This window comes from Nocardia sp. CC213A (assembly GCF_030766805.1).
Taxonomy (GTDB): domain Bacteria; phylum Actinomycetota; class Actinomycetes; order Mycobacteriales; family Mycobacteriaceae; genus Nocardia; species Nocardia otitidiscaviarum.
This window is the reverse complement of record NZ_JASFXA010000025.1, coordinates 1-18,515: the sequence shown is the minus strand read 5'-3', so window position 1 is coordinate 18,515 and position 18,515 is coordinate 1. Positions and strand designations below refer to the sequence as shown.

Here is an 18,515-nt window from a genome sequence, read left to right as displayed (position 1 = left end):
GGGCGCGTCACACGGGATTCGGCAATCGGTGTGCGACAGTGCTTTGCGGGGAGGGCTTTTCGGGGAGGTAGGCAGTAGCGCAGTAGGTACGGAAAGGCTGGTTCGCGTCGATGTCCGCCACGGTGATTCCCCTCGTGCCCAGAAGCGGGTTCACGGTTCGTCGCGTCGGCGACCGCTGGGAGTTGATCAACTCGCGCCACTACGGCCGCGGCATCGTCCTGCACACCTGGCCGCGCGAGCGCCACTCCGAGGCGTTCGAGCACTGCTACCGCCTCAACGGCCGCAGCGTCGAGGAGCTCGAGGCCGCGTTCCGCTGACCGCCGCGGGCATGTGAAAGCCACTGCGGGCAGACGCATTTCGCCAGCTCCCGCACGAATTGTCCGCAAGACGTGCAGAGCGGACACTTCACTGTCTATTGTGGTCCACCGTGCGTTCTCCGAAGCCTCGGCGCAACCGTGTGGCCGCCTCCGCCGCCGTCCTCACCGCCGCCGCCCTGATCCCCACCGCGCCCGCACTGCTGCCGAATGGGATGGGACCGTCCTTACCGACGGCCGCCGCGCAGTGCATGGCCGGCTTCGACTGCGATATGTCCAGCCGCATCGCCCGGGTGGACGACTACCTCCAGGGCCGCCCGGGACTGGTCGGATACGTGGTGCGCGACCGGGTTACCGGCGGCATCTACCGAAACGCCAACGCCGAGACCATGTTCTGGACGGCCTCCACCATCAAGCTGGCGATGGCCGAGGATCTGCTCAACCGCGCCCGGATCGGCGCGATCGCTCTCGACGCCGGTGATCGCGGCCTGATGGAATCCATGCTGGCAACCTCCAACGACACCGCCGCCGACATCCTCTGGAACAAGTACGCGGGCGTGGACCGCATGGCCTTCCAGAACGCCTTCCGCGCCAACGGCATGGGCGGGCTGGTGCCGATGCCGCCCACCAGCTCCATGGCGCAGACCAAGCTCTTCCCCGACTGGGGCTTCCAGCAGTGCACCCCCTCCGATCTCGACCGGCTGATGGACAGCGTGCTGACCGGTATGCATCCCGACGACCGGAACTATCTCGTCGACCGCATGCGCCGGGTGGACACCAACCAGCACTGGGGGGTGTGGGGTGCGGGCGCGGCCATGCGCCCGGGCCTGAAGAACGGCTGGTCGCAGGAGCAGGGCGGCTGGGTGGTCAACTCGGTCGGCTTCGCAGGGCCGGACGAGCGCTACACCCTGGCGATCATGAACTCGCTCGGTGGTGCGGGCGGGTACGCCGAGGGCGCGGAGACCACCACCCGCGTCGCGGAGATCCTGTTCAAGGGCCGCGGCTGATCCGACCCCCGTGCCGCCGCTCCCTCAGTCCGCACCCGGACCGGAGCGGCGGCGCAGCAGCGTCGGCGCATCGTCGCGCGGGAACGGGATGGTGGAGAAACCCCACGGCATGAGGTAGTCGCCGGGGACCGTCCACTCGTAGTCGCGGGCCAGCGCCGCGATGATGGTCTTCACCTCCATGACCCCGAAGTGCATGCCGATGCACTTGTGCGCGCCCGCGCCGAAGGGTAGCCAGGCCAGCCGGTGCGCGCGATCCTCCCGGCGGTGTTCGGCGAACCGCTCCGGATCGAAAAGTTCGGGGCGCGTCCAGAACTCGGGCAGCAGGTGATTCACGCCGTGTGCGATGTCCACCTGGGTGCCGGCCGGGACGAAATGCCCGGCGATCTCGGTATCGCGGGCGGCGCGCCGCACCAGGCCGGGCACCGGCGGCAGCAGCCGCAGGCTCTCGCGGATCACCAGGTCCAGCTCCCGCAGCCGGTCCAGATCGGCGATGGTGGGCGGGGCGCCGTCGAGTTCGGCGTGCAGGGCCAGGGCTTCGGCACGCACCCGGCGCTGCCACTCCGGATGCCGACCCAGGTAGTAGGCGGTCGCGGTGACGGTGGTCGTGGTGGTGTCGTGGGCCGCCATGATCAGGAAGATCATGTGGTTCACCACGTCCGCGTCGCTGAACACCGCGCCGTCCTCGGTGCGGGCCCGGCACAGCGCGGAGAAGAAGTCCGGTCCCGGTGCACGCCGCTTGGCGGGGATCATGCGGGTGAAGTACTCCTCCAGCACCTTTCGACCGCGCAGCCCCGCGTACCAGTTGCCGCCCGGCACCGGGAAGCGCAGCAGGGCCAGCGCGGCGTGGGTGCAGCGCAGGAACGCCCGGCCCAGCCGTTCGCGCTCGGCGCTCGAGTCGACCGCCATGAACACGTCGGTGGCGATGCGCAGGGTGAGCTCCTTGAAGGCCGGGTACAGCGGCAGCCGCCGCTCCCCGGCGGGCGCCCAGCGGGCGACGGCGGCGTCCACGACGGCGGTCAGTTCGGTCAGATGCTCCTGCAACCGGTCTCGGGTGAACGCCTGCTGCATGATGCGGCGGTGGAACATGTGCTCGTCGAAGGAGAGCAGCAGCAGTCCGCGGTGGAAGAACGGGCCGATGAACCAGTCCCAACCGGAGCCGAAGTCCTGGCGGCGGCGGCCCAGCACCTCGTCGATGGCCTCGGGTCCGGCCACCAGCACCCGGCGCGCGCCCAGCGCACTGTTGAACGAGACCGGTCCGTACTTGCGATAGCGGCCCATCATCTCGGCCGGACCCCAGCGCAGGTACTGCAGGCTCCGCCCCAGATACGGCAGCCCGGCATCGCCGCGCACCGCCCGCAACCCGCTACCGGGAGGCGGTGCGGCGAGTTCCCGCGCCCGCTCGGGCAGGCGGCGCAACAGCCGATCGACCAGCGCCGCATCGGGAATCTCGAGCAGGGACAGGTTCTCCGCCTCGGCGCTGACACGACCGGCCACGGCGACCATGGCATTCCTCCCTGAGCGACTGCCCATATTGTATTTTCGAGGCAGTAGCGATGTCGGTCGTTTTCCCGATGCGTCCTGATTGGTCGACTCAGCTCACGCCGTACTACCGTTGGGCGTGATGTGTCGTAGCAATACCGTCTTCTCCAGGGAGCAGGACTAGATGAGCACCGATTCTGTAGTGAAGCGCCACCGCGTGGCGGTGATCGGGTCCGGGTTCGGTGGCTTGTTCGCCTGCAAGCACCTGAAGAACGCCGACGTCGACATCACCCTCATCTCCAAGACCTCCACCCACCTGTTCCAGCCGCTGCTGTACCAGGTGGCCACCGGCATCCTCTCGGTCGGCGAGATCGCCCCCGCCACCCGCATGGTGCTGCGCAAGCAGAAGAACGTGCAGGTCATCATGGGCGACGTGCACGATATCGACCTCGAGAACAATATCGTCACCTCGCGGCTGCTCAACCAGGACCATCAGACCCCGTTCGACAGCCTCATCGTGGCCACCGGTGCGCAGCAGTCGTACTTCGGCAACGACCACTTCGCCACCTACGCGCCCGGTATGAAGACCATCGACGACGCCCTCGAACTGCGCGCCCGCATTCTGGGCAGCTTCGAGGAGGCCGAACTCGCACCCACCCAGGAGATGCGCGACCGGTTCATGACCTTCGTGGTGGTCGGCGCGGGACCCACCGGCGTCGAATTGGCCGGGCAGATCGCCGAACTCGCCGACCGCACCCTCGAGGGCACCTTCCGCAATATCGATCCCCGCGACGCCCGGGTGATCCTGGTCGAGGGCGCCGACGCGGTGCTCAAGCCCATGGGTCCCAACCTCGGCGGCAAGGCGCACCGGCGGCTCGCCCGGATGGGCGTGGAGATCCAGCTCAACGCCATGGTCACCAATGTGGACGCGCGCGGCGTCACCATCAAGGACGCCGACGGCAGCGAGCGCCGCATCGAATCCGCCTGCAAGGTCTGGTCGGCCGGTGTGCAGGCCAGCGCGCTGGGCCGCCAGCTCGCCGAGCGCTCCGACGGCACCGAGGTGGACCGGGCCGGACGCGTGATCGTGGAACCCGACCTCACCATCAAGGGCCACCCGAACGTCTTCGTGGTCGGCGACCTCATGGCCGTGCCGGGCGTGCCCGGCCAGGCGCAGGGCGCGATCCAGGGCGGCACCTACGCGGCCAAGGCCATCAAGGCCGGGCTGAAGGGCGAAACGCCCGAGCAGCGCAAGCCGTTCAAGTACTTCGACAAGGGCTCCATGGCCACCGTGTCGCGGTTCAGCGCGGTGTGCCAGGTCGGCAAGCTGGAGTTCGGCGGCTTCATCGCCTGGCTCGCGTGGCTGGCGCTGCACCTGTGGTACCTGGTCGGCTTCCGCAGCCGGTTCGTCACCGTCTTCGAATGGTTCGTCTCCTTCCTCGGCCGCCATCGCGGCCAGATGGCCGCCACCGAGCAGTGGGTGTTCGCGCGGCTGGCCCTGGAGGCGATCAACGCCGGGGATGTGGACGCGCGCGATGCGGTCCGGCCCTTCGACGGTGAAACATCCACGGGTAACGGCAAATCTGTGGCGAACGAACCGACCACGCCGTCGAGCGACCGCAGGGTGGGGTAACCCCTAACGTCGACCGGGGGTAGGCCCGGACCAATCCGGCACATGGACCGGATCCGAATGTTCGAAAGCCGTGAACATTCGTGAGAAAGGTCATTCATGGGCAAACGCCAACAGGTTGATCGTCTTTCGCCCCGGCGGCGGCTGAGTTCACTCGCCGTCGTCGGGGCGCTGCCGTTCAGCGTCGCACTCGCGGGCACGGCCTCGGCCGAACCGGTACATCCGGAGGACAGGTCCGTCCCGCCCGCCACGGCCACCGAGCAGAATCCGCGGACCGATATGGTGCTGCACTCCCCGCTGGGACCGCTGACGGTGCCGATCCCGCCGGAACTCGCCGACGGCGTGCGCGGCTGGCTCGACACCACCGCCGCGGGCACCACGTCGGCCTCCGCCCCGGCCGCGGAAACCGACGCCACGGCAGCGGTTTCGGACGGCGCGCAGCCGGTCGCCGACGCACCGACCACCCGGGTGAGCCGCAACTCCCCGGTCGGAGTGCGGGACATCCCCGGTGGATCGCTCGCGGCGGTCGATCCGGAACAGCTGCGCATGCCCGATCCGGCCAGCGCACCGGCGGTCGCGCCCATCGCCGCGCCCGAGGGGAAGCTGCGCTTCGGCGATACGCAGGTCGACGTGCCCGGATGGCTGTCGCCCGAACAGGCCGACCAGGTCAATACGCTGTCGGCCACCGCCGAGGCGGAGCTGGCCCGCACCCTGGACTCGGCGGGCTTCGAGCCGAGCCGGTCCGATCGCATCGCCGCGCAGACCATCGGCACCGCCGCCGTCGGCGCGGCCGTGGGCGTGGGCGTGGCGGCCCCGGCCGAGGCCGCCGCCCTCGTCATGGGCGGTTTCATCGGGGCCATGGTCGGCACGCCGTTCGCTCCGGCGGGCTGGGTGGTGGGTCCGGCCGTGGGCGCGACCGCGGGCGTCACCCTGGTCGCGGTCCCCGCCGCGGCCGCGGGTGCGGCGGTCGGCGCGGCGGTTGGCGCGGCCAATGGTTACCTGGCTCCGGCTACCGAGGTTCCGGCCGAAATGCCGGCACCGATGGAGTCGGCAACGGCGCAGTAAGGCCGTTTTGTCCGGAGGCCGAATCCCGTAGCAGGGGTTCGGCCTTCGACAACGATCGGTTCTGCGAGCGGGCAATCTTTCAGCAATGCAACCGATCTCGAAGTCGTCCGATTCCACGACCAATCCGGGTGACCGCCGGGTCCGAATGTCGGGCGTCGATTGTTCCCCGATGAAAGGTCGTCTATGGCCGCAGGCAAGCACAGAGCCCTCAACCCGCATCGCAATCGAGTCGGCAATGTGGTGGCGGCGGGCGCGGTTCCGCTAGTCCTCGCGATCGTCGGTTCCGGCCAGGCGAATGCCGCGCCGGTCGAGCCCGCTCCGGTGGCGCATCACGACGACGCGCCGCAGCAGTGGCCGCCGGCCGAGGCGCCCAATGTCGCGCCGTACGAGGGCCTGAACATCCCCGACGAGACCCACAGCTCGATCCAGTGGTCGCGTCCCGCTCCCGACAAGAGCTACCTGGCTCCCGTCGGCGTGCTGCATCCGCCCGTTCCGGTGGCACCGGTGCCGCCGATCGCCCCGCCGCCCGGCAAGTTCCGGTTCGGCGATGTGGTGGTCGACGCGCCGAACTGGATCGACAAGGAACAGGCGATCCAGATCAACGACAATGCCGCGCAGGTCGAGGCCAATCTCGCCACCTTCCTCGACTCCATCGGCATGGAGCGCAGCCGCTCCGACCGGATCGCCGGTCAGACGATCGGCACGGCCGCCGTGGGCGCGCTCGCCGGAGCCGCCACCGCGGCACCGTTCGCACTCACCTCCGCGGCCGTCGGCGGAGCGGTCGGCCTGGTCACCGGCCTGGCCTTCGTCCCCGTCGGCCTGGTCGCCGGACCGGTGCTCGGTGCGGCCGCGGGCGCCGCGGTCATCACCGTGCCCGCCGCGGCGGTCGGTGCGGCGGCGGGTGCCGTGGTCGGTGCGGTGAACTCCTTCAACGCGCCGCCACGCGTCGTCGGCGACTGATACGGCCGCCCAGCAGTGCCGGATGCGGCGGGAACCGGGGGTGAGGTCCGGTTCCCGTCGCACCCGGGATACCCGTACTCGCCCCAAGCATGCGATCCCGAAGGGAGCGACCATGTTCCGAACCCAACCCCTGCGCGTCAGCGCCGACTGGTTGTTCGCCCTGCTCTCCATCGACGTCTACTTCGGAGCCATGCGCCCCTGACCGGACCGCCGCGCACACGCCCGGTCACCACGTAGCGAGGTCACGCGATCGCGGTCGCCGCCCGACTCGCCGTCCATTCGGTGGTGCCCGGCGGAGGTGCCGTGGCGAGCGTGGAACCCGTTCGGGTGTAGAGAGTTCCGCCCGCGGCCAGGGGTAGCAGTGCGGCGTCGAGACCGGTGGTGTGCACCGTCCGGTCATCCGGGTAGCTGAGCACGCTCTCCAGCGCTCGCGGGCCCGACAGGGCGTCGTCGGTCACCGCGTCCGCGCCCAGGTCCAAGCGGTGCCGCAGGAGTGGCAGCTCGCCGATATCGGCGTGCAGCTCACCGCTCCAATAGCCGTGATCCTCCCCGGTCCGGCCGATCCGCACCCGCTCGCGCAGCCGCAGCCGCGCGCCCTCCGCCAAACGCACGGTCGTCGTCGTCACGTGTTCCGCACCACCGGCCACCACCGTGGGCTCCGGATCGAAGTCCAGTTCACCCCCGGCCCCGACCTCGAAATGCCAGCGCGACACCGACTTCCGCGTCCCCCGTCCGGGCAACGCGATGGTAGCCGCCACCGACCGCACCGCCAACCGCGCGCCCGACCCGACGACGATAGCGATATCGAGTTCGTCCCCGCCCAGCGGGGTGGCGGCCGTACCGATCAGATGCACGGTGTCCACCCCGGTCCGCCGCCCGGCCAATCCCCCTACCGCCTCGATCGTCGGCAACATCCCGGCGACCGCGACGATCCGCACCTCAGTCCGCACGGCACACCCGCTCGGCACCGCCCGACTCCACCGCTGTGCGTGCGTATCCCCGCATCGACCTGTCTGCGGGTGCCAGTACGGTCATCGCCGGGCGGGCCGCGACACAGCACGCCGTCTGCGGGCGCGCGGTACGCAGCGCGAGCCCTCGACCGCCGACCGCGGAGGCTCGGGGGGCAGCGCCCGCTGCCACCACGGTCCACAGGCGTCGCCGTGCGGACACTCCGTTCATCCGTGGAGCGTCAGTGTGCGTGGGAGGCACCGGCTGCCGCATCCTGTTCCGCTGCCAGGCGGAGCTGTTCGCGCACCCAGTTCAGGACCGGGGTGGCGGCCGGGTCCTCGGTGAGCGAGGTGAACACGAACGGGCGGCCCTCGCGGACCTTCGTGGAATCGCGGTCCATCACCGACAGATCCGCGCCGACCATGGGCGCGAGGTCGGTCTTGTTGATGACCAGCAGATCGGAGTAGGTCACGCCCGGTCCGCCCTTGCGCGGCACCTTGTCGCCACCGGCCACGTCGACCACGAAGATCTGCGCGTCGATGAGCCCGGAGGAGAAGGTGGCGGTCAGGTTGTCGCCGCCCGACTCCACCAGGATCAGATCCAGCGGCGGATTGGCCTCGATGAGATCGTCGATGGCGTCCAGGTTGGCGGTGATGTCGTCGCGGATGGCGGTGTGCGGGCAGCCGCCCGTCTGCACCGCGGTGATCCGCTCATCCGGCAGCACCGCGTGCCGCCGCAGGAAGTCCGCGTCCTCGGTGGTGTAGATGTCGTTGGTCAGCACGGCCAGCGACAGCTCCTCGCGCAGCTGGCGGCACAGGGCCGCCACCAGCGCCGTCTTCCCCGACCCCACCGGTCCGCCGATCCCGATCCGCACCGGCTCCCCGGGCGTGCGCTCCCGCCGGGGGCGGTCGTGGCCGTGATCGTGCGGTTCTCCGTCGATGAAATGAGGTGGCATGGAACCCATCCTTGCCGACGCGTGTAAACCCGGTGTTACCCGGCTCAGGAAGCGAACAGTGGCATATCGCGTTCCAGGTGGCGCTCGGCCAGCACATCCTGGAGCGGATCGGACAGCGCGGCCAGGGTGCCGACGGCCTCGCGGGCGGTGCGGTCGCACACCTCGGCGAGCCGCACCGTGCAGGCCGCCACCGCCGCCGGGTCCAGAGCCAGCAGCCGCTGCGCGGCGGTCGCGGCCCCGGTCATGGTGGTGTAGACGACCACACCGGCGATCTCCTCCGGCTTCGCCCCGCACACCCGGGCGACGACGCCGAAGACGGTGGACAGATGCGGCCGGGTGCCGAGCTCACGCCAATCGGCCTGCGGCCACACCTGTTTCGCCAAGCGCAGCAGTCCCCGCCCCTGTGCCCGCGAGGCGGCGCGGGCGGCGGGGGACGGGGTGCGCGCATCGGCCTCGGCCTCGGCGCGGGCGGGTTCCAGGGTTCCGGCGCACACGGCGGCGGTCAGCGATGCCGCCACCAGCCCGGAGGTGCGAATCCGGCGGCGCAGGTACAGCTCCACCGACTGCACATCGCGCACCATGCCGGAACTCACGGCCTCCTCCACTCCGCCGGAGTGCACGTGCCCGCCGATCGGCAACCGCGAGTCCGCCAGGTTCAGCAGTATCGCGAGGCTCATGACCGCCGCTCCGGAGTACCCATGGCCCGATCCTAGGCCAACCACCGGGCAGCTCCGGCCCGCCCATCCCGGCCCGCCCAGCGCTGCCCGGCCACCCCGGCTCGACTATCGCGGCCCGATCACCCCTGCCCGACCAGCGCGGCCCAACTACCGCTGCCCGACCACCCGGCCTGACCATCGCTCCCCGAGCACCCTCAGCCCGGCCACCCCGGCCCGACCTGCGCTGCCCGGCCATCCTCGGCCCGGCCATCCCGGCCCGCCAGCGCCGCCCGCCCATCCTCGGCCCGGCCATCCCGGCCCGCCAGCGCCGCCCGCCCATCCTCGGCCCGGCCATCCGCCCGGCCGTCACCGGCGGCGGAAGCTCCTGGCCATGAACCGGTGCGCCGGTCCCCGCGCGAGATCACTCCACGCCTGCACGGGTCCGGACCACCAGGGCGTGATCTCGTACGGCCGCGCCGTGACGGCGTGGCAGACCAGGTCGGCGGCCTCGTCAGCGGTGAGGCCGGGCACGCCGGAGAAGTCGGTCGGGGCGCTCATCCGGGTGTGCACGAGTGGCATGTAGATGGTGGTCGTGGTGACCTTGTCGGCGGCGACCTCCGTTGCGACCGAACGCAACCAACTGTCGAAGGCGGCCTTGGAGGCGTAGTAGGCCGACCACTGCGGGGCGGGCGGCACCCGCAGCCCCCAGGTGGAGATGTTGACGATATGGCCGCTGCGGCGCTCCCGCATATCCGGCAGCAGGGTGAGCAGCAGCCGCACCGGCCCCAGATAGTTGATGTCCATGGTCCGAGTGAAATCGTGGAACCGGTCGTAGGACTTGTGGATCGGGCGGCGAATGGACTTACCCGCATTGTTGATCACCACGTCGATATGCCCGTGCTCGGCGAGCAGTCCCACACCCAGCCGCTGCACCGCGTCCATATCGGTGAGGTCGGTGGGATAGGTGAACGCCGTCCCGCCCGCCGCGCGGATCTCGTCGGCCACCCGCTCCAGATCCGCCGCGGTGCGCGCCACCAGCAGTACGGTCGCCCCCGCGGCCGCCAGTTTGCGCGCACTCGCCTTGCCGATGCCGTGCGAGGCCCCGGTGATCAGCACGATGCGGCCCTCGACGGACTCGCGCAGCGATTTCTCGCGCGGACGCGAGGTCGGGTACAGCAGGCGCGTCGCCACCCGTTCCGCGAGCGGGCGGCCATTGCCGGTGGGCGCGGTCTCGTTCACAGCATCGAATGTATTGCGGTGGGCTCCGGTTCGCTGCCGTTGCCGCCGAATACGCGGTCCCGCGCGCCCCGGGACGGCAGTAGGACATGGCGAGCGGTCGGATGGGCGCCCCGGCGGACCGACTCGGTCTCGCGCGCCAGTGCGCTGCGCGCGATATCGCGATGTGGTGGCGCGGCAGTCTTCCGGGATCGACCGCAGCACGGTGCGGCCGGCGCGCTGGCTCGCCGACACCGTGCGGACCGGCCGCGGCCGCCGGTCAGTGCGCGGGCGTCCCGGCCTCGGACAGCTCGACGTCGCGGGTCTTGGCGAAGGCGGCGACCAGCGCCATGGCGATGAGCAGCACCGCACCGGTGGTGGTGGCGACGTGCATGCCGTCGACGAATGCCTCGCGCGCCGCGTGGATGAGCGCGGCGTCGTCACCGGCGCGGGTGATGGTCTCCCCCAGGGTGGGCGCGAAGTCGCCGCCGTTGCGGAATACCAGGGCCGCCAGCGAACCCAGCAGCGCCAACCCCAGGCCGTTGCCGAGTTCGAAGCTGGTCTCCGAGATGCCGACCGCCGATCCGGCCCGCTCCGGCGGCACCGACGACACCGCCACCTCCGATACCAGCGTGAACATGGTGCCCAGGCCCAGACCGGCCACCACCGTGCCCGCGATGTACCAGCCGACGCCGCCGTCCACCCCGACGCCGAAGAGCATGAGGTTGCCCAGCGCGGCCGCGCTCGAGCTGACCACGAAGGTGGTGCGCACGCCCAGGCGGCGGCCGATGGCCCCGCCGGTCATGGACGTGGTGAACACCACCACTGCCATCGGGATGCCGAGCAGCGCCGCCTGCAAGGCGTCCCGCCCGGTGACCGATTGCAGGTACATGCTGGTCAGATAGCTCATTCCGGCCAGGGCCAGCATGCCGACGGTGCTGGATCCGATGGCCACCGCGAACAGGCCGCGCCGGAACAGGCCGAGATCCAGCAGCGGTTCGTCCAGGGTGCGCTGTCGCCGGATGAACGCCGTCAGCACCAGCACGCCGATCGCGCCCGTGATCACCGCCTCGGCGTCGACGCCCTCGGCGGCCATGTGCTTGACCGCGTAGATCAGCGGCAGAATGCCGCCGATGGACAGCGCCACGCTGGGCAGGTCCAGCGGCCCGCGTCCGGCCGAGCGATGCTCGGGCAGCAGGATGGGACCGAAGACGAGCAGCACCAACACCACCGGGGCATTGATCAAGAAGACCGAACCCCACCAGAAGTGGTGCAGCAGGACGCCGCCGATGATCGGGCCCACGGCCGAACCGCCCGCGAAGAAGGCCGTCCACACTCCGATGGCGGTGGCGCGGTCGCGGGCGCTGGTGAACAGGCTGGAGATGAGGGCCAGGCTGGACGGCAGCAGGGTCGCGCCGCCGATGCCCATGAGCGCCCGCGCCGCGATGAGCACCTCGGCGCTCGGCGCGAAGGCGGCCACGGCCGAGGCGATGCCGAAGATGGCCGCGCCGACCAGGAGGATGTTGCGGCGTCCGATGCGGTCGCCGAGGTTGCCCATGGTGATGAGCAGGCCCGCGATCATGAAGCCGTAGATGTCGAGGATCCACAGCTGTTCGGTCGCCGAGGGGTCCATATGCGCGGTGAGCGTCGGCATGGCCAGGTACAGCACCGACATGTCCATCGACACCAGCAGCACCGGCAGGATCAGCACGCCCAGCCCGAGCCAGGCTCGCGGGGGCGCGGACGTGCGTCGCGGCGTGTTCGAGTGCGCGAGAGTCCCGGTCATTCCCTATCCTTCGGTGCTTGCTGCGTGGAGTGGTTCACGGAGTGCGTGCGTACGGCGTACGCGAGAGCCGGGGTACAGTGTACGCACGCCGGTAGGGGAAAGGAAAGCGAGTTATCCCATGACCGAGGCCAAGCTGACGCGAGCCGCCATTGTCGACACCGCCATCACGCTGGCCGACAAGTCCGGACTGGAGTCGCTCTCGATGCGGCGCATCGCCGATCACCTGGGAGCGGGCGCGATGTCGCTGTACCGGCACATCCCCAACAAGGATGTGCTGCTCTCGGATATGACCGACGAGGTGGCGCGGCGCAATCCGTACCCCGATCCGACCGGACAGGACTGGACGTGGCGGGACCGGGTGCGTATCGCCGCCGAGGTGGACTGGCGGCTCTACCAGGAGCATCCGTGGGTGCTGTTCACCTTCGCCGTCCCGCGCTACAACTTCGGACCGCACAGCCTCACCTGCCTGTCCTGGCTGGTCGAGGGATTTCGCGAACTCGACGTCGACATCCGCGAGGCCACCCGCATGTCGCTGTCGGTCTGGAGCTACATCGCCGGAGTCGCACTCCAGCAGGTGAGCTCGAATCTACTGGCGAGCAAGGAGACCGACCCGGACCAGAAGTCCGGCCTGGCCGCCCTGCTGGACGGCACCCCGCGTTGGGAGACACCGCCGGGCCTGGCCGCATTGCACGGCACCGGCGCGACCGACCTGCTCGATCCGGTGCTGATGCTCGACGCCGGACTCACCGCGCTCTGCGACGGCTTCGCCACCGCCCACCGCTGAACCGTTCTCGTCGCCACCCGGCGCTCATCCGCCGCCGAGCACGCCCGTTGCCCCGCGATCCGAACCGACACCGAGAGGCACGCGCGCGACCTGTCGCATTTGCACCGAATGCACGAAAGCGCGGCGTGCCGCCATGCACGCCCCGCGCCGAAGCACCAGCCGCCACCCATGATCGCGCCGAGATATCAGCCAGCATCCGGTGCGGCGGCCGGTTCCCACGCGGCCGCCGCCGATGCCTACCCGCACCACGCGATCGGCGCTCCCGCGCACCGGCACGTCGGCGAACGCTGGACCGGTCGTCGGGCGCGGCCCGCGCGAATCAGCAGGCGCACCCGTGTGCCGCCCCGCCTCTCGCGTCCCTGCCGCTGCCGGGGAGCACTCCGCGGTGCGGGCGGCCGCCGAACACCACAGCCACACGTGGACGGCAACGGCTCACCCGCTCGGGTTTGCGGGAGGACGCGGCGGGCCGCTCCAGGCACGGATCGCCGACCACGCATCACCCCGGTCGGCGGCCGACAGCGCGGTCCGGAGAATAGGGGCATGTCGAAACGTCGGAAGTCCGCCGCCGGACCCGCCGCATGTCCGTGTGGTTCGTCCGCGCCCTACGCGCAGTGCTGCGGCCCGCTGCACCGGGGTGAGGGGCGGGCGGCGACGGCGGAGGCGCTGATGCGATCGCGGTTCAGCGCCTTCGCGGTGGGCGACGAGGCGTATCTACTGCGCAGCTGGGCTCCCGAAACCCGCCCGGCCACCGTGGAATTCGAACCCGGGATGCGCTGGGAGGCTCTGGAGATCGTGGGCAGCACCGGCGGCGGGCCGTTCCACACCGCGGGCACCGTCGAATTCCGGGCGCACTATCGGGCCCACGGGCGGCCGGGAACGCTGCACGAGCACAGCCGCTTCCGTCGCGACGACGGTGCCTGGGTGTACGTGGACGGCGATATCACGCCGTGAACCGTCAGCCCTGGGCGTCGAGTACGACCGCGTAGATGAATCCGTCCCAGCCCTTGCTGCCGACGGTCTGGAGCACGGTGGCGTCCAGGCGCGGTTCGGCGGCGCAGAATTCGATCACCTCGCGACTGGCGCGAATAGCGGGATCGGCCGAATCCGCCTCCGCCACCCCACCGTCGCGCACGACATTGTCGACCATGATCACCGCGCCCGGCCGGGTCAGCCGCAGCGCCCAGCGCACATAGTTGGCGTTGTTGACCTTGTCGGCGTCGATGAACACCAGATCGAAGGGTTCGGGCCGCTCGTCGGCCAGCACGGGCAGGCTGTCGAGGGCCGCGCCGACCCGGATGTCGACCCGGTCCCCCACACCCGCGCGGTCCAGATTCTCCCGCGCCACCCGCGCGTGCTCCGGATCGTATTCGAAGGTGACCACCTGCCCGGACTTGCCGACCGCCCGCGCCAGCTGAATCGTGCTGTACCCGCCGAGCGTCCCGATCTCCAACACCCGCCGCGCGCCGATGGACAGCGCGGTCAGGCGCAGAAACGCGCCCTGAGGCGGGGAGACGTCGATGGGCGGGAGCCCGGCGGCCGCATTGGCCGCCAGCACCTCCGAATCCCGGTCTCCCACCAGGGCGTCCACGAGGTAGCGATCCACGTCGGTCCAGTCTGCGCTCATATCCGCAGTCTGCCACCGACGGGGGCCTCGGCGCCGAACGCGAACGTCAGAACAGGAAGTAGCGCTGCGCCATCGGCAGTTCGACCGCGGGCTCCTCCGCCCACACCTCGCCGTCGATGCGCACCGTGAACGTGTCCGGATCCACCTCGATACGCGGCATGGCGTCATTGTTGGGCAGGTCCGCCTTGGTGCGGCGACGCACATTCGCGACGGGCACCAGTCTGCGGTTCACCCGCAGCCGGTCCGCGAGACCGTCCTCGATCGCGGCCTCCGACACGAAATGCAGCGAGGTACCCGAGGCCACGGTGGGCGACGCGCCGAACATGGGGCGCGGCAGCACCGGCTGCGGAGTCGGAATGGAGGCATTGGCGTCACCCATGGCCGCCCAGGCGATCGCGCCGCCCTTGAGCACGGCGTGCGGGCGGACACCGAAGAAGGCGGGCTCCCACAGCACCAGATCGGCCAGCTTGCCCACCTCCACCGACCCGATCTCGTGATCGAGGCCGTGCGTGACGGCCGGACAGATGGTGTACTTCGCGATATAGCGCCGCACCCGGTTGTTGTCGGCGGCCCCGTCGCCGGGCAGCGCGCCGCGCCGCTTCTTCATGACGTGCGCGGTCTGCCAGGTGCGCATGACAACCTCGCCGATGCGGCCCATCGCCTGCGCGTCGCTGCCGATCATGGAGATCGCGCCCAGATCGTGCAGCAGATCCTCCGCCGCGATGGTGGAGGGCCGGATCCGGCTCTCCGCGAAGGCCAGATCCTCCGGAATCGACGGGCTCAGGTGATGGCACACCATCAGCATGTCGAGATGCTCGTCGAGGGTGTTGACGGTGTGCGGCCGGGTCGGATTGGTCGAGGACGGCAGCACATTGAGATAGGAGGCGACCGTGATGATGTCGGGCGCGTGCCCGCCGCCCGCCCCCTCGGTGTGATACGAGTGGATGGCCCGCCCGCCGATGGCGGCGAGGGTGTCCTCCACGAATCCGGCCTCGTTGAGCGTGTCCGAGTGCAGCGCCACCTGCACGCCCGAGGCGTCGGCCACGGTGAGGCAGGCGTCGATGGCGGCCGGGGTGGTCCCCCAGTCCTCGTGCAGTTTGAATCCGCCCGCACCGCCGCGCAACTGCTCCCACATGGCCTCGGGGCGCACGGTATTGCCCTTGCCCAACAGCAGGATGTTGACCGGCCAGGAGTCGGTGGCCTCCAGCATGCGGCCCAGATGCCACGCGCCCGGGGTCACGGTGGTGGCCTTGGAGCCCTCCGCCGGTCCGGTGCCGCCGCCCACCATGGTGGTGATGCCGCCCGCCATGGCCTCGTCCAGCAGCTGCGGGCAGATGAAGTGCACGTGGCAGTCGATGGCGCCCGCCGTGACGATGCGGCCGTTGCCCGCGATGATCTCGGTCGAGGGTCCCACCACCAGATCGGGATGCACCCCGCTCATGGTGTCGGGGTTGCCCGCCTTGCCGATGGCGCGGATGCGGCCGTCGCGAATCCCGATATCGGCCTTGATGATTCCCCAGTGGTCCACGATCACCGCGCCGGTGATGACGGTGTCCGGGGTGCCCTCGGCGCGGGTGGCGCGGGCCTGGCCCATGGACTCGCGCAGCACCTTGCCGCCGCCGAAGACGGCCTCGTCACCGGCGAGTCCCGGTCCGCCGCTGCGGTCCTCGGTGATCTCGATGAACAGATCGGTATCGGCGAGGCGGATGCGGTCGCCGACGGTGGGTCCGAACAGTTCGGCGTAGCGGGCGCGGGACAGTTCGGTCATCAGGCATCCAGCTTTCCGGGTGGGGTGAGACTGATTCCGTGCACCTCGCGGGTCCCACCCAGCGGCACCAGCGACACCCGCTGGGCCAGACCGGGTTCGAAGCGCACCGCGGTTCCGGCGGGGATGTCGAGGCGGCGGCCGTGCGCGGCCGCGCGGTCGAATTCCAGGGCCGCGTTCGCCTGCGGGAAGTGCACATGCGATCCGACCTGCACCGGCCGGTCGCCGGTGTTGACCACATCCACCTCGATGCGGTCGGCACCCGGGTTGATCTCGATCGTGCCCTCGGCACAGTGGTATTCGCCGGGAATCATCGTCATCCGATCGGGTGGTGGACGGTGACGAGCTTGGTGCCATCCGGGAAGGTGGCCTCCACCTGCACGTCGTGGATCATCTCCGGCACCCCCGGCATGACGTCGTCGCGGGTGAGCACGGTGCGCCCCGACGCCATCAGTTCGGCCACGCTGCGCCCGTCCCGCGCGCCCTCGAGCACATGGTCGGTGATGAGCGCGATCGCCTCCGGATGGTTGAGTTTGAGCCCGCGCGCCTGTCGCCTGCGGGCCAATTCGGCCGCGTAGCTCAACAGCAGGCGTTCCTGCTCATGCGGCGACAGTCGCATTCGGGCTCCTCACCGAGGTCGTGGGGCGGATCGCCGGTCATTCTGACACGCCCCGTATTACCTCAGTGTTTCGTCACCTCAGTGTTTCGCCGGTCCCCGCGGTTCGTCAGTCCCGCGTGGCGAGGTTCTGCAACCGCACCTGGCCGCGCGCCACCGGCCGCTCCTGCTCGTCGGTGATGACCACGACCCACAGCTGCTGCGACCGCCCGCGGTGGATCGGCGTCGCGACGCCGCGCAGCGTCCCCTCGCGCACCGCGCGCAGGAAGTCGGTGTTGTTGTTGACCCCGACCACGGTCCCCTTCTCCCCCAGCCACACGCTCGCGGCCACGCTGGCAAGGGTCTCGATGACGGTGCAGTACACGCCGCCGTTCACGATCCCGGCGGGCTGGAACTGCTGCGGGCCGACCACCCATTCCGCACTCACCCGGTCGGCGGTCAGCTCGGTGAACTTCAACCCGATGAGGTCGGTGAAGGTACCCTCGCTGAACTGGTTCATCAGCTCCGGCGTCACATCCGCCATGGACCGCACCGACGAGAAATCTTGCTGCGTCATGTACCCACAGTGGCACGGCCGATCCGGCATTCCGGCGCGGGGTCACGACCACCACTTGCAACTTAGGTAAGCCTGACCTACACTACTCGTGGCGTCAGGATCGCGAGCGTGCCCCGAGGGCTGCGGGAGCCCCCGATCCGCTGCCGGCGGTGGGTTCCATCGGTCGTCACCCATGGAACCCACCGCCCTTTCTTCGCCGTCCCTCGCACTGTCGGCGCGCCCGATTCAACGCAGGCCCAGGTTGGCCAGGATCTCCCGGGTCGCACGGAACCGGTTGAGCGTGCAGAAGTGCAGGGCGGGAACCCCTTCGGCGATGAGCTTCTCGCACAGCCGCGTGGCGATGTCCACACCGGCCGCCCGTACCGCGTCCCGGTCCTCCTCGGGTCCGGGTCCGGCGGCGCGTTCGAGATCGGCGACCATCGCCGACGGCAGAGTGGCGTCGCACAGCGTCGCCATCCGGCGCAGACTGGCGAGCGAGAGAATCGGCATGATGCCCGGAATGATCGGCTTGTCCGCCTGTTCCGGATCCAGGGCGGTCAGCCGGTCCCGTAGGCGCAGATAGCAATCCGGGTCGAAGAACATCTGCGTGATGGCGTAGTGGGCCCCGGCCCGGAGTTTGGCGGCCAGCGTCGCGGTGTCACGGGCGAGATCGGGTGCGGCGTGGTGACCTTCGGGGAAGGCCGCCACACCGATGTGGAACTCACCCCGATTCGCGACGAGCCGGACCAGCTGTTCGGCGTACTCGATGCCGTCGGGATGTTTGGTCCAGGGCCCCAGCGGATCTCCCGGCGGATCGCCGCGCAGGACCAGCAGGTTGCGCACGCCGCGACGGGCGTGGCCGTCGACCACCTCGTACAGTTCGACGACGCTGTGCGCGACGGCGGTGAGGTGGGCCACCGGCAGCAGCGTGGTGCGCTCGGCGATCTCACCGACGACGCGAGCGGTGGCGTCGCGGGTGCTGCCGCCCGCACCGTAGGTGATGGAAACGAAGGCCGGGTCGATCGCTTCGAACGCACGGACCGTGCGCCACAGCAGTTCCTCGCCCGCCGCGTCGCGCGGGGGCATGAATTCGAGTGAGAAGGGCGTGCCGCCGGTATCGACCCGAAGGCGTTGCGTCACTGTCGATGTCATGATCTCGAGACTCCCGCGCATCGCGAT

Annotated in this window: 19 protein-coding genes; 7 read left to right on the top strand and 12 right to left on the bottom strand. The window is 70.2% G+C overall.

Features of this window, described 5'->3' with window-relative positions:
• Positions 1–110: 110 nt before the first annotated feature.
• Together QJS31_RS32645 and QJS31_RS32640 are read left to right on the top strand one after the other, a co-directional pair.
• Complete coding sequence (locus QJS31_RS32645; RefSeq protein WP_029930573.1) at positions 111–317, top strand: hypothetical protein; 207 nt, start codon at positions 111–113, stop codon at positions 315–317.
• Between the two features lie 212 nt (positions 318–529).
• The gene (locus QJS31_RS32640) at positions 530–1,321 is read left to right on the top strand and encodes a tat pathway signal sequence (RefSeq protein ID WP_282785008.1); all 792 of its coding nucleotides are present in this window, start codon (positions 530–532) and stop codon (positions 1,319–1,321) included.
• A gap of 24 nt (positions 1,322–1,345) precedes the next feature.
• On the opposite strand, the gene QJS31_RS32635 is transcribed toward QJS31_RS32640, so the two are convergent.
• On the bottom strand, positions 1,346–2,824 hold the full coding sequence (locus QJS31_RS32635; protein WP_282785006.1) for a cytochrome P450: 1,479 nt from the start codon (positions 2,822–2,824) through the stop codon (positions 1,346–1,348).
• Between the two features lie 160 nt (positions 2,825–2,984).
• On the opposite strand from QJS31_RS32635, the gene QJS31_RS32630 reads away from it, so the two are divergent.
• From QJS31_RS32630 to QJS31_RS32620, 3 genes are all read left to right on the top strand, one after another.
• A complete protein-coding gene (locus QJS31_RS32630) occupies positions 2,985–4,430 on the top strand; it encodes an NAD(P)/FAD-dependent oxidoreductase (protein WP_282785005.1) in 1,446 nt (481 codons plus the stop codon).
• A 96-nt stretch (positions 4,431–4,526) separates the two neighbouring features.
• The gene (locus QJS31_RS32625) at positions 4,527–5,492 is read left to right on the top strand and encodes a hypothetical protein (RefSeq protein WP_306358541.1); all 966 of its coding nucleotides are present in this window, start codon (positions 4,527–4,529) and stop codon (positions 5,490–5,492) included.
• A 183-nt stretch (positions 5,493–5,675) separates the two neighbouring features.
• Positions 5,676–6,452, top strand: coding sequence for a hypothetical protein (locus QJS31_RS32620; RefSeq protein WP_063821488.1), 777 nt, complete (start codon positions 5,676–5,678; stop codon positions 6,450–6,452).
• Positions 6,453–6,694: 242 nt separating this feature from the next.
• Here QJS31_RS32620 and QJS31_RS32615 read toward each other — a convergent pair whose 3' ends face one another.
• From QJS31_RS32615 to QJS31_RS32595, 5 genes are all read right to left on the bottom strand, one after another.
• Positions 6,695–7,402, bottom strand: coding sequence for an urease accessory protein UreD (locus tag QJS31_RS32615; RefSeq protein WP_306358540.1), 708 nt, complete (start codon positions 7,400–7,402; stop codon positions 6,695–6,697).
• A gap of 239 nt (positions 7,403–7,641) precedes the next feature.
• Positions 7,642–8,355: an urease accessory protein UreG gene (gene ureG, locus QJS31_RS32610; protein WP_029930580.1), complete on the bottom strand. Its 714-nt coding sequence runs from the start codon at positions 8,353–8,355 to the stop codon at positions 7,642–7,644.
• Between the two features lie 44 nt (positions 8,356–8,399).
• Positions 8,400–9,032, bottom strand: a complete 633-nt coding sequence (locus QJS31_RS32605; protein WP_306358539.1) for an urease accessory protein UreF — start codon at positions 9,030–9,032, stop codon at positions 8,400–8,402.
• 345 nt (positions 9,033–9,377) lie between these two features.
• Positions 9,378–10,250, bottom strand: coding sequence for an SDR family NAD(P)-dependent oxidoreductase (locus tag QJS31_RS32600; RefSeq protein WP_282784914.1), 873 nt, complete (start codon positions 10,248–10,250; stop codon positions 9,378–9,380).
• 256 nt (positions 10,251–10,506) lie between these two features.
• Positions 10,507–12,012, bottom strand: a complete 1,506-nt coding sequence (locus QJS31_RS32595; RefSeq protein ID WP_282784913.1) for an MFS transporter — start codon at positions 12,010–12,012, stop codon at positions 10,507–10,509.
• Positions 12,013–12,130: 118 nt separating this feature from the next.
• Between QJS31_RS32595 and QJS31_RS32590 the strand changes: the two genes are divergently transcribed.
• Positions 12,131–12,796 (top strand): TetR/AcrR family transcriptional regulator, encoded by a 666-nt coding sequence (locus QJS31_RS32590; protein WP_306358538.1) that lies wholly within the window; start codon positions 12,131–12,133, stop codon positions 12,794–12,796.
• A gap of 540 nt (positions 12,797–13,336) precedes the next feature.
• On the top strand, positions 13,337–13,747 hold the full coding sequence (locus QJS31_RS32585; RefSeq protein ID WP_306358537.1) for a YchJ family protein: 411 nt from the start codon (positions 13,337–13,339) through the stop codon (positions 13,745–13,747).
• A gap of 4 nt (positions 13,748–13,751) precedes the next feature.
• Here QJS31_RS32585 and QJS31_RS32580 read toward each other — a convergent pair whose 3' ends face one another.
• The 6 genes from QJS31_RS32580 to QJS31_RS32555 form a co-directional block, all read right to left on the bottom strand.
• Positions 13,752–14,420, bottom strand: a complete 669-nt coding sequence (locus QJS31_RS32580; protein ID WP_282784908.1) for an O-methyltransferase — start codon at positions 14,418–14,420, stop codon at positions 13,752–13,754.
• A gap of 46 nt (positions 14,421–14,466) precedes the next feature.
• A complete protein-coding gene (locus QJS31_RS32575) occupies positions 14,467–16,188 on the bottom strand; it encodes an urease subunit alpha (protein ID WP_282784906.1) in 1,722 nt (573 codons plus the stop codon).
• On the bottom strand, positions 16,188–16,499 hold the full coding sequence (locus QJS31_RS32570) for an urease subunit beta (RefSeq protein ID WP_282784916.1): 312 nt from the start codon (positions 16,497–16,499) through the stop codon (positions 16,188–16,190). Before QJS31_RS32570 ends, QJS31_RS32575 begins: the two co-directional genes overlap by 1 nt.
• Positions 16,500–16,501: 2 nt before the next feature.
• A complete protein-coding gene (locus QJS31_RS32565; protein ID WP_282784904.1) occupies positions 16,502–16,804 on the bottom strand; it encodes an urease subunit gamma in 303 nt (100 codons plus the stop codon).
• A 106-nt stretch (positions 16,805–16,910) separates the two neighbouring features.
• Positions 16,911–17,357, bottom strand: coding sequence for a PaaI family thioesterase (locus tag QJS31_RS32560; protein ID WP_282784902.1), 447 nt, complete (start codon positions 17,355–17,357; stop codon positions 16,911–16,913).
• 225 nt (positions 17,358–17,582) lie between these two features.
• Positions 17,583–18,488: a methylenetetrahydrofolate reductase gene (locus QJS31_RS32555; protein WP_306358573.1), complete on the bottom strand. Its 906-nt coding sequence runs from the start codon at positions 18,486–18,488 to the stop codon at positions 17,583–17,585.
• Positions 18,489–18,515: the final 27 nt, after the last annotated feature.